Below are 14,723 nucleotides of genomic sequence, written 5' to 3'. Positions count from 1 at the left end.
TATCTACCCTTACAATCTCCATGATCATGACTTAAACCTCCATTAGCGGCCCCTTCATGGATTTGACCCCATACAAATCTTGGAATCTATTGCTTCATCTATGATACTATAAAACCGACACATTTAAAGATCATTTCTAAGAGCTTACATTCGATTCTGGAAATAGGAGGTTGTTCATTGAGCGCAAAACAATGGAGCGCAAGATGGGATACGGAGCAAACCACCGAAGTGAATCAGGCTGTGGCTGCGGTTACAGGCAAACATAATATGCATAAAAAAGCACGGAGATTCCCTTCCTCTCCCTTTGGATTGACAGATGCAGGGCATGAGGATTTCCGAGGTGTCACTTTGAGCGAGATTATCCAGTACCTGGATGTTCAGCATGTTGATTTATCTTTTGCCAAGTTTATGGACGGAACGGGTCTGAACTCATCCAGGTTTACGCATTGCCGCTTTGATGGAATGAAACTTGGCGGTTCGTTTGTGACGCGTCATTTCAACCATTGTTCGTTTCGAAAAACAATTTTAAAAAAAGCCCGGATTGGAGAAAGGTTTGAGGATTGCGATTTTACCGGAGCCAATTTAAGTCACGCCATCGCACGCGACGCGGCCTTCGTTCGATGCAACTTCTCCAATGTTAATTTTTCGCGGCGCACATCTGATGTACTGCCTCTTTGAAGAATGCAGTTTCAATGAAGCAATCTTTGATAACGGCTCCTTATCCGGAAGCCGGTTTGTAAGTGAAGCGGAAGCTCTACCGGTTTGGGATAATACAATTATGGAGCATGTCAAGATCAACGGAAAACCCTTTGCTTAATTTTCGACCCTGCGAGCCCAACACCCCATCCACTACCCAGTCCCTCAAGATCCACGGGTAAAAAGCCGCGATTTCGCGGCTCTTTTGCTCGCGTTAAAACATCGTCGCGCTGAATGCTGCGATGAATAAAGCTCTGGTCGAAGCCGTATTTACCCATCAGGTTAAGCTGCTGACCAGCCTATCGATCCACGCCAATTCGCCTTGAACCTGGGAGACCGAATACCGTAGAACCTCGTCCCGGAATAACTCGTCCCCTTCTTCATTTAGTCTTCTCTCGATATCTGACAGCAGCGCTTCCAAGTCCTTCTTTCGCCTATGTAAAATCCGATTCCGGTCCTCCTTCGAAATACGATCGAACAGGGACACTCTAACCATGAATTCGATTTGATGTTTTGCATCTTTTTCGGTGAATTCGTTAATGAGGTTTGCGATTTGTTCCCTCCCTGCTTCTGTAATTTCATATACATACTGATTCGGTCTGCCTTCCTGCTCATTTCGATGCTTACGAACAAATCCCTCATCCGTAAATTTTCGCAATGTCGGGTATAACATGTTGTGATTGACGTCCATCAAATAACCGAGATCCTTTTGGATTTCTTTTTTTATTTCGTACCCATGTTTCGGGGATTTATCGATTTGGATCAGAATGAGAAGTTCAAGATACATGATCGTTCAGGCCTTTCGTCGACGGATTTGACAATACCGCTGCATATTTAACAGCACATCTCTAGCGTATATGTTCAATCAAAATCCGACAAGGAAGAATATAAACAGAACTTTGGACATGGGTCATTGGAAACTATGACCAATTAAAATAATATGTTAAATTAACATATGTTATATTACACTAGCATTGGAGGGAATGTAATGAATCATGAGATCATCTCCTTAGAGGAAATCACGCAATTCCGTTCACCGATCGAAGAATTCAATCCTTATGAATGGTACAAACACAAATTGCAGCATGAGCCCATCGTTTATAATCAGGCGACCCAAACCTGGAACGTCTTCCGGTACGATGACGTCAAGAGGGTTCTCAAGGATCATGAATATTTCTCTAGTGTTAGAACGCGGACGATGATCAGCGTTGGCGCCGATAATGACGAAGGCCAGAAAATGAGCAAGATCAACCTGCAATCAGACCCCCCGGAACACCAAAAAAGCCGTGCCTTGATATCGGCGGCTTTCACCCCTCGCAGCTTGAAGCTCTGGGAGCCGCGCATTCAAGAGATTGCAGACCAGCTTCTGCAGGAAATGGGAGACGCCCATGTCATTGACATCGTCCAAAGTTATGCCAGTGCGCTGCCAACCATCGTCATAGCGGATCTGCTCGGAGTCCCTTCCGAAGACCGGTTATTATTCAAGGAGTGGGTAAACCATCTGTTCCTTCCCCTGCCCAAAAACCATTCGGAAGATGTACAAGAACTGAAACGTCATGCTGCCAAGGAATATTACAACTATCTCTATCCTCATATCGTCCAAAAAAGAGCCAATCTCGCGGACGATATCATCTCCGATCTCATTCAAGCCGAGGTGGACGGGGATCGGTTATCGGACGATGAGATCGTCCGAACGACGATGTTCATCCTGGGTGCAGGCATTGAAACGACGACTCATCTGCTAGCTAATACGTTCTATTCGTTCTTATATGACAACAACCAAATTTACGGGGAAATCCAGGTTAACCGCGAGCTCCTTCCCAATGCCATCGAGGAAATGCTCCGCTATCGGTTTAACATTGCAAAAATGGATCGAACCGTCAAACAGGACAATCATGTACTCGGCGTAGATATGAAACAAGGGGATCTCGTCGTCGCATGGATGAGTGCTGCCAATATGGATGAAAAGGTATTTGAGGATCCCTTCACCTTGAACATCCACCGTACCAATAACAAAAAACATTTAACCTTTGGGAATGGCGCTCACTTCTGCCTGGGTGCTCCGCTGGCACGGCTGGAAGCAAATATTGCGATAAGCAGGTTCATGGATTTCTTCCCGCGCATTGAACCCGTTCCTGAATTTAAACTGGAAGATAACCTGAGTCCTTCTGCGGCAGGACAAATGTTGACTCAGCTTCCTATCCGTGTTCATCGATAAGGCCGACCTGTCTCATTTTATTTGGTACATCAAATGGTACATCAAAAAAAAGCCCTCCACAGCAAGGGCTTATAATATCGGGAGACCCTGCCTGCTTCTGAAATGACAGGGTCTCTCGCTTAGTAGGAAATCATTCTATTGTTTTTTTACCTCTTGGGTTCATACCAGTAACCGGGCCGCCCGTTGTTTAAACGCATGAGCGCTTCCAGGAAGAAATAATCGCCCCAGATGACAAAATCGTCCGGCGCAATTCCCCCTCTGACAAAATACGAACCATGCCGCAAAAAGCCTTCTTCGTCCGGATTACCCTTCGTAAAATATCCCTGTACCATGGAATCCATGGAACGCCGAACGGCATCAAGGAGAAGTTCCCTGCGGGGATCATCGCTTGACAGCTGGTCGGCGATTTCCAGCATCCCGCAAGCGGCAATCGCAGAAGCAGAGCTGTCTTTAGGCGTAAGTGCCGTTGGCGGAACGTCGAAATCCCAGTAGGCGACATGATCATCCGGAAGGCGGTCGATGAAATAACGCGCCATTCGAATCGCCGTGTCCAAATATTGCGGTTCTTCGAAATAACGGTAGGCCAGCGCGAATCCATATATGCCCCATGCCTGCCCCCGCGACCACGTCGAACCATCCTGAAATCCTTGATGGGTACCTCCGCGCACGGCTTCCCCCGATTCGGGATCAAAATAAAAGGTATGATAGGATGAGGCATCGCCGCGAACCAGGAACTTCAGGCTTTTGTCAGCATGAATGCGGGCGGCTTCGGCATATGCCGATCTCCCGGTCTGTTCGGTTGCCCAGCACAACAAAGGCAAGTTCATCAAGCAGTCGATGATGATCCGGCCGCCGTTTTTGGGGTCATGTTCAGGGCCCCACGCCTGGATAAGCTGAAGCGTGGGCCTCCATCTTCTCATGAGCGCATCAGCCGCCTGAAGAGCCGTGATCTTGGCCGCTTCGTCCCGTTCAACCATCCATTGCGCCAGGGCGGATAAAGAATACAAGAAACCGATATCGTGATGATCCAGATCTTTATGCTCCGCTAATCTTGCTTGAAATGAATGCGTGCATCGGACTGCGGCTTCACGGATATAGGAATCCTGACCGTACTCGCAGCTCAGCCACAGGATTCCCGGCCAAAATCCTTCCGTCCAATCCGTATGATCCACCCGTTGGTATTTGCCGTTTCCGTTTCCGACATGCGGAAACCGATCTTCAAACCGTGCGATATTCGCTTTGGTCGTGTGCAAGGTTTGTTCAATGATAGCATTCCAGTCCATCTTGCCCTCCGTAAGTTATTCATTAGGTGCGGCGCCATCCAAGCAGAGCTCGCCCTCTCCATTCTCACCGCTATTTCGGCTCGACTTCGTCCAGGGTCATTCGGTATTCCAGATCTTTCATGTACAATCCATCCGCGTGCAGAAAGACCATGCCGAAGTCCATATTCCCGCCGTTTCCATGGAGAATCGCGATCAGCCGGTTAAGGCCGCTCTTCAGGACAAGCTCAAGTTCTGGCTCCGGCACAAACTCGCCGTTCAAATAAATGTCGTACGGTGTTTCCGATCGAATTCTCATGCATCCCTTGCGGTACGACTCGGCGCCTTCAGGGACCTGTACGAAACAGCTCAAGAACCATGGCTCGTTCGTGGCATGGGCGATCCGCATCTTTCCGTCCTCGGACCTCCGCTCTTTTTTCTGCATCCAGCCGTATAAGCCTTCTCCCAAATTATTGAGCGAATATTCGGGATCGGTATAATACGTCTTCATGGCTTCGTAATCGACGTAAGGCGGGCAAGGCAGCGCCATAACCGCTTCCACGGCCCATGCGCCGTCATCCTTCTCGCTTACCAGTAAGCGGTCATCGAAGGCAGCGCCCAGATTGGCGAGCAGACGAGTGTACAATCGCTGCGCTTTGTCACTGTCAAGATCAGTCAGAAGCTGCGAACAGAGAATGGAACCTGCCCCTATCCTCTCTCCAACGAGAAAAGCACCGGGTCGGCGAGCGTTCCTGCGGTTGATTTCAACCAGCGCAAGACGGCTGTATTCGGATGTGTAACCATCCACGAAATAATCCTTCCAGGCAGTTCCCTCGATGCTTACGCACACATCCGCCATGCCCGGCACTTCCAGCTGATCGCTGGCCAGCGGCCGGTTCACGACATCGCGCGGCGAAAGGAACACTTTATCGAAGCCGAACAAATCAACCGGGCTAAAGCCGCGCACGGCGTCGTGGGAGTAATCTGCCGCTAGATGGTAGGCCTCGTGCGGCTCCACGCGTACCGGCCGGCCCAACAAGCGGGCAAGCGTGTCCTGCTGACTGCTGTCCGCCGGCAGGACAAGCACGTGCCCGCCGGCTTCGGCATAGCGCTTGACGGCCTCGGCAGCGCCAGGCGACCCAAGCAGGCGGGCTTCGGCCACGAGCAGGCCGAAGGATTGCTCGGGGAATTCGCGCTCCGCAGCTTCACCTATCACCGCTGCGGCATCCAGCACCTTATAACGCAGCCGAAGTCGGTCGAGGAACGCTGCCGCTGTCCCGCCAGGGCTTACCAGCGCTCCTGCCGTCCGCATGGCGGCGGGGACGACAGCTTCCTCGGCCCGCCCTGCATAAGCCAGCAGGTTGCGCAGCAGCAGACAAGCTTGCGGTACTCGGTCTAGATTGGCCATGATCTCCAGCTGATTGGCCAGAAACATGCCCTTTCCGCTCCGATATTCCAGCAGCGGCGACCAAAGATCCCCCCCGTCGCCGAAATCGCCGGCGCTGCACTCCAGCAGCAAGGTGAAATCGCCATGGACCGGCTTTTCGAACGCGGCGCGTATGATCGGCAACGGCCCTTCTTCGCGCAGCTCCTCGTGCCAGAACATCAGGTCCTTGTCGCTCAAGCCCTTCAGCACCGGATGACGGTAATCCCCGGCATGGGCGCGCAGAAAAGGCCTGCGCGACAGCGTAAGCCGACCGAGCGACAGGCCGGTCTGCTCCAGCAGAAGCAGGCGTCCGCCCCTCGCAACGAAGGCTTTAAGCTCCGCTTCCAGCCTGCCGTCCGAATCCTCCGCATTGCTGCCAATAATCAGCAAATCATCGGACGACAGCAAGGCGATCGCGTCGCGGTTCGCCCGTTGGCAGCCGGGTACAAGCCGGCGGATCCGGATATAATCTTCTTCAGAGCCCCAGTAAGCCGCCGGGCGGCCGACTTCGACAGGATCATGGAGCAAGCTTCCCGGCACAAGCCGGTATTCCTTGCGCAGCTCAAACATCAGACGCTCGCCATGAAACAGCGAGGCCTTCAGCAGCGCCGTCCCTTCCGTATCCACGGGGATGGGAGTCCATGTGATTTCAAAGGCCTTGGACTCGGCCGGCTCTTGACGGAACGTGAAGATTCGATCCAGCACGATCGTCTCCCCTTGCATGACCTCGCATTCAATACGCACGTCTTGTGCGGACAGCGTGTCGTTGAAGACGTCAAAGCTGCGCGAGATGGGCGCGTCGTCGTAGAAGCAGCCGTTGTATTCGGCCGCGAACATCGTAACCGGCTTCATCGCCTCCGCCATGATGGCGAAAGCCGGATTAGGAAGATACATCGGATGATCCGGGAGCATACCGTTGTTGATCGTCAGCGAATAAGCCGGGATCGTCTTGGGGCTTACGCCGGGCAAGCCTGGTTCCAACGGCGGAGCTGCGACGTCGTTCTCCGGCATCGACCGCATAAAATAATGGGCGAAATTAAACGTGGCTATGCCCGAGACGCCTTGCCGCCGCGCATACTCCACGAATAGGCGTTCCTTGTGCGCCAGTCCGGCCGTGCTTTCGTCCGTACCGCGATAGGCCTGCAGCCCTGCGTACATGCTGGCGTTCTGCGGGCATATGTACCACCATCCGCCGTGTTCGCCGAAGGTCAAAGGGACGGTACGATCCCATTGAGCAATGGTGCCGTCGATATTGTAATGACGGCTCTCCACTTCCGTATGCGCTTTGGACAGCAGCCGATTGTCCCCTTCTGCGACGATCGGCCGCGTTGGATCCAGTTCGCGCATTGCCTCCATGAAGCCGGGAATCTGCGACCTGTAGCCGTCCCGGCCGTCTACCCAGCGCATTTCGTTCTGCAAGCTCCACATGATGACCGAAGGATGATTCTTGTCGCGCCGAACGAACCGCTGAACATGCAACCGACAATGGGCCAAGTATTCGGGATGGTCGGCGAGCATGGATTTGCCCGATCCGTATATGGCCGTTTCGTCGATAATCAGCATGCCCTCCTCGTCGGCAATCCGCACATAATCTTCCGGATAGGGTTCGGCATGCAGGCGGATACTGTTGATTCCGACAGACCGGCACATCCGGTACCAATTACGGATATACGTCTCCGTCTGCTGGAGTCCGCCTTGAAAATGCCACGAATCGCCGCGAAGATGGATCGGGATCCCGTTCAGCATAAATTGAGGACCTTCGCACCAAAATTCGCGGAAACCGAATACCTCTTCGCGCCGGTCGAGAACCTGCTCACCTGCTACAAGTTCAAGCACCGCGACATAAAGGAATGGCGTGTCAGGATTCCACAGCTTGGCGTCCTGCCAATCCAGGGTGAAGGAGGCGCGATAAACCGCTCCGCCGCGTTCGTTCTCGCACAACCGAAGCATCCCGGCAGCAGAGAGATCGACCTGTTCAGCGGGCTGCTCCGCCTGGAGGACCGGAACGGCCAGATTGTCTTCGGCTTCCGCTCTCCCTCCTGTCCTTCTATCCACGAGGTGCCTCTCCGTTTCAATTCCACGGCCCTGAGCTTGCTGCGGCTTCGCTTCTTGAACCCCGTATCGATGGGTGCCGCTGCCTGACGAATCGGCATCCCTTGCCTCCGAAAGTTCTCCATCCTGTCGCAATACGCCAAGTTCCCGCACGCTCAGCCTCACATGGATCGGCCCAAGAACCGGAGCCGTTTCGGCCGTCCCGGCGATAACCGCAAGCTCCAAGCACTTCTTCCGCACGGACGTGCAAATGGTTACATCCTCCAGTGAAAGAACCGGGTAGCTTTCCAGATAGACATCCTGCCATATCCCTCTGGCGACATTGCCAAACCATGAACCTGTCAATCCCGTCACTTTCTCCATGCCGGACGGCAGCTTCACTCTGTCGAAGCTCCCGCATAGGACATGGAGATGATGCTCACGGCCCGGCGCTACGCTCGACGTGATATCGAGCCGCAGCGGCAGGTAGCCGTCCTCCCAAACCGCGACTTCCGCCCCGTCGAGAAATAGAACGGCTTTTTGCATAATGCCGTCCAGCCGCAGGACGATCCGCTGACCGGCCATGTGTTCGGGAATCCGGAAGCAGCGGTGCAGAACGCCCGCTTCTGCGGCGTCCCACGCCTTGGGATAGCTGTAGAGATCCATCGGAGCATATCCGTGCTCGTGAATTTCGCCGAACGTTCTGCCGTTTGGCTGCTCATACGACCGTCTCCAGCTGGAAGGAACTCGGACGGGCTCCGGCTCGTAGACGATCTCATCCGGAAGCTGCCGGCGCTGCGGCTGATCGTACAGCGGCATGAAGTCCCACTCTCCGTTCAGGCACCATCGGTTACGCATGCTTTGTACCCTGCCTTTCGTCGGAGATGCGCACTTCCCGTACAAGCTCCAGCTCCCGCCAGATCTCCTGTCCGCTCGGCGCCTCCTCCCACTTGATAAAATGCGGGTCCATCGCCGCCGCCCAATCATCCGGCCGGAGCGAAGTATTCAGCTTCCCTTTGTAGGGCGCTGGCTCAAGCGTAGCGGGAAGCTCGGAGTAGAAGAAGAGCATATTCTCATGCAGGCCGATGATCCCGTACTTGTCACCATCGCCAGGCCGTTCTTCCTGGTACTGGTAATGATAGTACACGTAGCTGGCCGTCTCTTCGGGCTTCAGCCGGGCGATCCTTCCATACGTCACGCTGTCTTTATACCTGCGTTCCCAATGCTGCTCCGAAGCGGGGGCTTGGTAATGAAAAATATCGGTCATGGCCGCCCATCGTCGTTCTAATCCCCCTCCCGGCCAAACGGCCAGCCACGAATTGGCTTCCGGCAGCAGAATTTCCGGAAGGACCTGCTCACCTCGGCATTCATAATAAAGAAACAACCGGCTTCCATCCGCAAACAAACTTAATCGGGGTACACCCTCCCGCTTCATCGCATCTTCAACCGCTTGAATAAACCGTTCCCCGCGAAACCGGGAACGAATATTTCCCCCGATTTCCTCGGCCCTATATAAACATCGTTGCATAAATGGCATGCAGCACCTCCTGCTGTCAATTTTGATGTTACAGGATGTCTCAATTTCAAAAGCTGAAGCTTTCTTTTGCGATAGTAAAAGGCGGCCCCCCCCTGATACCGGGAGGGCACGCCGCATATCTTATGGCACCACCGAGAAGCGGATATCGTCAAACAGCATATAATCGAATCCGCTGACATAGAAGCCCACTTTGCCTGAAGGCTGATGATTCGGGTCCGTAGCGGCAAGTCTTGGCTCGTTGTTCACGTAAACCGCGACGTCCCCATTCTTCACGACGACCTTGACCGCATATTCCGTGTCCGGCAATAAGTCGCGAGTCGGCAAAGGGGTCTCGGCGATCTTCTGCCATGCCGAATCGTAGAGGATCCAGGACGAGGTTCCGTCCGCCCGGGATCGATAGCCGATCCGGGTCGAACCGCTGCCCGCCTGACGGTCGAAAATATAAAAGGTTCCTTCCTCCGGCATCGACGACGGGGTCTTTAGCTTGAATTCGAGTACATACGATTCAAAGACGCGGTCCAGCAGACCCGTGGCACCGTTCAAAATTTTGTATCGGCGATTGCCGCCGAGATCCGCCGCGATGCTGCGGTTCGGGTCTACCGGCCAGCCGTTGCCGCCCGATTCGAAGTCGGTTTCGTGCATGATGCCCGAAACGGTCACCGCGATATCCGCCTTGATAAGCGGATTGACGACGGACACTGCGGTAATGATGGTCTGTCCTTCATATACGGCATGGACGACGCCCGTATCGCTTACCTCCGCCACGGATGGATCGGCGGATTGCCAAGCAATGCCGGTATCCGGGGTATCCACGGGATCGAACGTTACCTGCATCTGATGCTGCTCGCCGGCGGCAAGCCGTATTTCGCGCTCGGACGGTATGATGCCGGCCAGCTCCGTGCTCAGCGCCTTGAACCGGATGTCGTCAAACAGCATGTGGCTGACGTTGTTGACATAGAATCCGACCTTGCCTGCCGCATTATGGCCCGGATCGACTGCCTTGAGACGGAATTGGCCGTCCACGTATACGCTGATATCGCCGTCTTTGACCAGCACCTTGATCTCGTATTCCGTGTTTGGCTGCAGGTCGTGGCCGGGGAGCTTCTCTTCGCGCAGCACGGTCCAGGCTGCATTATACAGCAGCCAGGAGGAGGATCCGTCCGGACGTGTTTTGTAACCGACGCGGGTCGAGCCGCTGCCCGCCTGGCGATCGAACACGTACAGCGTTGCGTTTTCACCGATCAACTCGGGTGTCTTCAGCTTGAAGCTCAGCTCATATTCGGCGAAGGATTTCTCGCTGAGGGCGGTAGCGCCGTTCAGTATCTTATACCAGCGGTTGTCGCCTTCTTTGACGATGCTGCGGTTCGCATCCTGCGGCCAGCCGTTCGCCCCCGACTCGAAATTGGTGAAATCCATGACGCCGTCTCCGGCTTCGACTATGACGTCCACCGCCGCCGTCAGCTGCGGATTCTCCGCCGACGCCACGGTGACGACCGTTTGGCCCACCGCCTGGCCCGTGACGATGCCGTTAGTATCGACCGTGGCGACACCGGGATCGGCCGACGTGAAGACCAGCTTCGGATTATCCGCGTTCCATGGGAGGACCGCCGTGCGCAGCTTCACCGTTTTCCAACGATCTACCGTGATTTGGTTGTCATAGACCACCACGTTTTGCACCGGATAGCTGTCCGGACTGCTCGTGGTACCTGCTCTCCCGTTAATGCCGATCTCGTGAAACGGAATATCCGGGAAGCCGGGGATGGCCTGGAATACTTGCGCATCCGGACGCAGCGACAGATCGCCTCCTGCCAGATTGACGAAACCAGGATCCTCGTTAGTAACCCAGTTATCCGCATATTGGACCAGATTGAATTTGTCGTACGCACCTTCCGCGTTGGTTGTCGAGCTTCGCGGAACTGTCGGATTGTATACGACGTTGCCGTGGAACGTGTTCGTGTCCGGATAATAGCGGTTTTCCGTGAAAAAGTTTGCCAGCTCCGGATATTTGGCCAGATACGGCGTCCCGACGAAGTCGTTGTTGGCCTCGAACAGCGCCTCCCACTTCGGCATGTAATTCAGCGGAACCTGATCGTCAGGCTCGTCGCCGAGAAACAAATCCGCGTAGTCGTACGGAATCTTGCTGTCCACGAATATATTGTTGCGGGTCAGAATATGCGCGCCGCCGTTGTTTTTGATCGCCGAGTTGCCCATTTTATAAAAGATGTTCTCGTCGATCTTCAATCCCATCGTGAAGTTATCTGGATATACCCCTTCCACGCCGGGCTTGGCTTCGCCGATGTTATGAAAGTAATTGCGGCGGATGACGGTGCCCCGTTGCTGCGGCGTTTCGCCCGCGTTCATGTAAATGGCGCCTAGATCCGAGAAGGTTTTGCAAACGTCATAAATGTCGTTGTACTCTACAAGATGATCATTGCCGAAGATCAGCACACCGGGATGAGGAGCATCATGCAGCTCGTTGTGCGACATGCGGTTGCCCACTCCGGACAAGAGGACGCCCGGATTGTAAGCCTTATGATAATAGGCAAAATCATGAATGTGCGAGTTTTCCACGGCGTTGTTGCCCGGCGCGAGCGTTGTCTTGTCGCCTCCGGTGAGCGTGACGGCGGTTCCCCCGATATGGTGGATGTGGGTGTACTCGATCTTGTGGTCTGTTCCGGGAACCCCCGTAAAGTCGTTATAATGAAACCGGCTCTGGGTGTTGACCAGCACGCCGCTGTTGGTGAAGTTGCGAATTTCGCTATGGAGGACGCGCATATGGCTTCCGCCCATGAAGACGACCGCCGAATCGCGCCCGTTCTCCAGGATCAGCTCCGAGAAATCGATATGGGATGCATCCAATGCATTGATCATCGGCGTCTTGAGCATCGTCACTTCAATGGAAGGATTCGCGGTCATGAATTCGGCGTTCGGCAGAAAATAGAGCTTTCCGGCCTGGCGGTCGATGTAATACTCGCCGGGCATGTCGATCTCCTCCAGCAGGTTTTGCGCGAAATGGAAATCCGGGTACCAATTTTTGAAAATGCCGCTCATTTCTCCGTACCGGAGCGTGATGCTTCTGGCATCGGTGTCGATGGAAGCGATTTTGTTGTAGGACCATTCCCAGCTGTAGCCGAAAATGCCATCCAGCCAGATGTCGTCCGCCTGTGTCCAGTATTGCGGTCTGTCATACGTATACGTAAAGGTCCCGCCTCTTGTATGGACCTCCCCGTTCGGATCTTTCCGCGTCGGTCCGGGATCGAGGATTTCGTCCATTTGGACGGTTCCCTCGTTCGGCCAGCGTGCCAGCGTCATCCCTTGCCCGCCCACGTACAACTCCATCGGCGGCACCTTGCTCAAATCGTTGGCCAAGTAATAACCGTGCCGGCTCATCTCGCCGTAATCGGTAATGCCGAGGGCGGCCAGATCGGCGACCAGCACTTCGTTTCTTGCTTCTTCGCTAATAATGCGGTTCAGCACGGCAGGATCGGCTACCGGAACGAATGCGGATTTCTCCAGCTGCTTAGAACCGGACAAGATAACCGTTTCGCCCGGATAGGCCGTATAGGTTACCGGCTTGCCCGCTTCCCCCGAATCCTGCAAACCCAGCTCAAAGCTGGCTGCGCGCTCGTACCGGCCTTCCCGAAGATAGACCGTGACGCCGCCCCGAGGCAGCCCTTTCTTCGCTTTCAACGCCCGAATGGCGTCACGCGCTTTTTCCAACGTTCGAAACGGTTTGTTGATCGTCCCTTTGTTCGAGTCATTTCCGTCCAAGGCTACGTAAAAAGCCGTCCCGTGCGGATTTCCATAAGCCGACGCCGTCTCGGCGGCCGGCAGAAATGGATACAGCGCAAACAACAGGCTTGCCGCCAGTGCCGCAAGCACAAGCTTCTTCATAAATCGCTCCCCTTCCTCCAACGTGGAATCCGGTCAGCTCTGTCTGCGCCGTGCGCGCAGTGTCGTCAAAGCCCACCCGGGCAGCAGGTTTCTCCCGTTTCGTCTCCATCCGTCTATAAGCTTACTGGCCGATTATTTCAAGCCCTTATCTTTCAGGAATTGCTCGAACTGACGCGTCACCTCCTCCACGTATTTATCTTCGCCCGCCTCCTTCAGCTTGCCGTAAAGAACGGGCCAGGTCTCCTCGAAATCGAGCGTGCCGGTCACGAGTCCCCGTTTGTACTCGCCCCATACGGCATTCAGGTTCGCGATTTCCGTGCTGACCGGCTCGGAATTGAACTTGAAGGCGCCGACCGGATTGATTTCAGAGCTTTCGTTGATTTTTTTCGTTTCCTCCCATATGTTCTCCGGTTGGCCTTCCTTCAGGTAGGAATTGAAGACGCTGCCGAAGACCCAATCCATGTTCGGACGATACCTGGAATCCGGCATCGCTTTGATATACTCCCCGCTCAGCTTCTCGTAATGCACTCCCTCTAAGCCGTTGATCATCAGGTTATAGAGCTCCTTATCGGTGTTGATCAGATTGAGCAGCATCATGGCCCGTTCCGGATTCGGCGAAGTGCGGCTGATCGACTGGTTGGTCGTTGCCGAATAACCGTTGGAGAACCAATCGCTGAGCGGGATGATGATGACATCGTTTCCGCCGTTCTTCGGCTTGACCTCTGCCTCGACCCCAGGCTTCAATGTGACGTCGAACTCGACCGCGATCTGGCCCTTGGATTGGTAGTCGGTCATTTTTTCCGTGGCCGCGTCCTTGTGGATGTACCCGGCTTTATACCATTTGCTGGCCAGGCGGAAATTGTCCAGCTCCTCCTCCGGATAGCGATGCAACGTGTAGGACGGGTCATCGGTCTTGATGTAGAAATGATCGTCAAGCCCCGGAACGACCCAATATTGATCGTCATGCGCCTGCGGGTTGACAAACGAGCCGCCGAACAGGCCGATCGGAATGATGCCCGGCTCGTTCTGCTTGATTTGCTCAAGGAACGGCTCAATATCCGCTATCGTTTTGATCGTGGATGGATCCAAGCCGTATTTGTCGGCAAACCGCTTCTGCACGATAAAGCCGTATCTCGACCCGTTGATTTGCTGATTCGGGATGCCGTAAATTTCCCCGTCCACCGAGAGGCCATCCCACATCACCTGAGGGACGTCCATCTTCAGCTGCGGCGCGTACTCATCCAGGAGCCCGTTCAGCGGTTGAATAGCCCCTTTCCGTACAAGCTCTTCCGGTTTCAGCATGTAACCGGTCCAGAGAATGTCGAACTTCTCGCCTGCCGCCAGTACGGTATTCATCTTCTGCACGTAATCCCCGATTGCGACCGGCATCAGCTTGACGGTGGCGTTCAGCTTCTCCTTCACGATTTTGTTGATCTCCTCTTCGACCTTCTTCTGGTCCGGCTGCAGCTGCAGCAGCGGATAATACCAAGTCAGCTCTGCGGGCTCAAGCCCGCTAGCGCCGCTCGCCTCCGGTGTCGATCCTTGCGTGCCGGTCGTTCCGCTGCCCGTACCGCTCTTCCCGCCGCTGCCTCCGCAGCCGGCAAGCGCGGACATGGCGATCATGATGACCGCGAGCAATCCGAATAATCTTTTTTTCATGAC

The 14,723-nt window shown here is 54.4% G+C and carries 8 protein-coding genes; 2 read left to right on the top strand and 6 right to left on the bottom strand.

Annotated features, from left to right (window positions below; translation table 11 throughout):
- Positions 1 to 177 precede the first annotated feature (177 nt).
- On the top strand, positions 178 to 678 hold the full coding sequence (locus RB297_RS03085; protein WP_375119700.1) for a pentapeptide repeat-containing protein: 501 nt from the start codon (positions 178 to 180) through the stop codon (positions 676 to 678).
- 295 nt (positions 679 to 973) lie between these two features.
- On the opposite strand, the gene RB297_RS03080 is transcribed toward RB297_RS03085, so the two are convergent.
- A complete protein-coding gene (locus tag RB297_RS03080; RefSeq protein WP_375119699.1) occupies positions 974 to 1,483 on the bottom strand; it encodes a helix-turn-helix transcriptional regulator in 510 nt (169 codons plus the stop codon).
- A 201-nt stretch (positions 1,484 to 1,684) separates the two neighbouring features.
- On the opposite strand from RB297_RS03080, the gene RB297_RS03075 reads away from it, so the two are divergent.
- Complete coding sequence (locus RB297_RS03075; RefSeq protein ID WP_375119698.1) at positions 1,685 to 2,914, top strand: cytochrome P450; 1,230 nt, start codon at positions 1,685 to 1,687, stop codon at positions 2,912 to 2,914.
- A gap of 146 nt (positions 2,915 to 3,060) precedes the next feature.
- Here the strand turns inward: RB297_RS03075 and RB297_RS03070 are convergent, their stop codons facing one another.
- The 5 genes from RB297_RS03070 to RB297_RS03050 form a co-directional block, all read right to left on the bottom strand.
- Positions 3,061 to 4,197 carry a glycoside hydrolase family 88 protein gene (locus RB297_RS03070; protein WP_375119697.1) on the bottom strand — a complete coding sequence of 379 codons (1,137 nt, stop codon included), beginning with the start codon at positions 4,195 to 4,197 and terminating at the stop codon, positions 3,061 to 3,063.
- Between the two features lie 70 nt (positions 4,198 to 4,267).
- Positions 4,268 to 8,488, bottom strand: coding sequence for a glycoside hydrolase family 2 protein (locus RB297_RS03065; protein WP_375119696.1), 4,221 nt, complete (start codon positions 8,486 to 8,488; stop codon positions 4,268 to 4,270).
- On the bottom strand, positions 8,481 to 9,167 hold the full coding sequence (locus RB297_RS03060; protein WP_375119695.1) for a hypothetical protein: 687 nt from the start codon (positions 9,165 to 9,167) through the stop codon (positions 8,481 to 8,483). The genes RB297_RS03065 and RB297_RS03060 overlap by 8 nt, the downstream gene beginning before the upstream one ends.
- 120 nt (positions 9,168 to 9,287) lie before the next feature.
- The gene (locus RB297_RS03055) at positions 9,288 to 13,061 is read right to left on the bottom strand and encodes an Ig-like domain-containing protein (RefSeq protein WP_375119694.1); all 3,774 of its coding nucleotides are present in this window, start codon (positions 13,059 to 13,061) and stop codon (positions 9,288 to 9,290) included.
- A 132-nt stretch (positions 13,062 to 13,193) separates the two neighbouring features.
- Positions 13,194 to 14,720 carry an ABC transporter substrate-binding protein gene (locus RB297_RS03050; protein ID WP_375119693.1) on the bottom strand — a complete coding sequence of 509 codons (1,527 nt, stop codon included), beginning with the start codon at positions 14,718 to 14,720 and terminating at the stop codon, positions 13,194 to 13,196.
- Between the last annotated feature and the right edge of the window lie 3 nt (positions 14,721 to 14,723).

The organism is Paenibacillus sp. CR_12 (assembly GCF_041953985.1).
Classification (GTDB): Bacteria; Bacillota; Bacilli; order Paenibacillales; family Paenibacillaceae; genus Paenibacillus_AQ; species Paenibacillus_AQ lautus_A.
This window is presented reverse-complemented; position numbering and strand designations above follow the sequence as displayed.

Coding starts and splice junctions, on each gene's coding strand:
- RB297_RS03070 (WP_375119697.1), bottom strand. CDS start 4,197: ATGGACTGGAATGCTATCATTGAACAAACCTTGCACACGACCAAAGCG.
- RB297_RS03055 (WP_375119694.1), bottom strand. CDS start 13,061: ATGAAGAAGCTTGTGCTTGCGGCACTGGCGGCAAGCCTGTTGTTTGCG.
- RB297_RS03080 (WP_375119699.1), bottom strand. CDS start 1,483: ATGTATCTTGAACTTCTCATTCTGATCCAAATCGATAAATCCCCGAAA.
- RB297_RS03060 (WP_375119695.1), bottom strand. CDS start 9,167: ATGCCATTTATGCAACGATGTTTATATAGGGCCGAGGAAATCGGGGGA.
- RB297_RS03050 (WP_375119693.1), bottom strand. CDS start 14,720: ATGAAAAAAAGATTATTCGGATTGCTCGCGGTCATCATGATCGCCATG.
- RB297_RS03075 (WP_375119698.1), top strand. CDS start 1,685: ATGAATCATGAGATCATCTCCTTAGAGGAAATCACGCAATTCCGTTCA.
- RB297_RS03065 (WP_375119696.1), bottom strand. CDS start 8,488: ATGCGTAACCGATGGTGCCTGAACGGAGAGTGGGACTTCATGCCGCTG.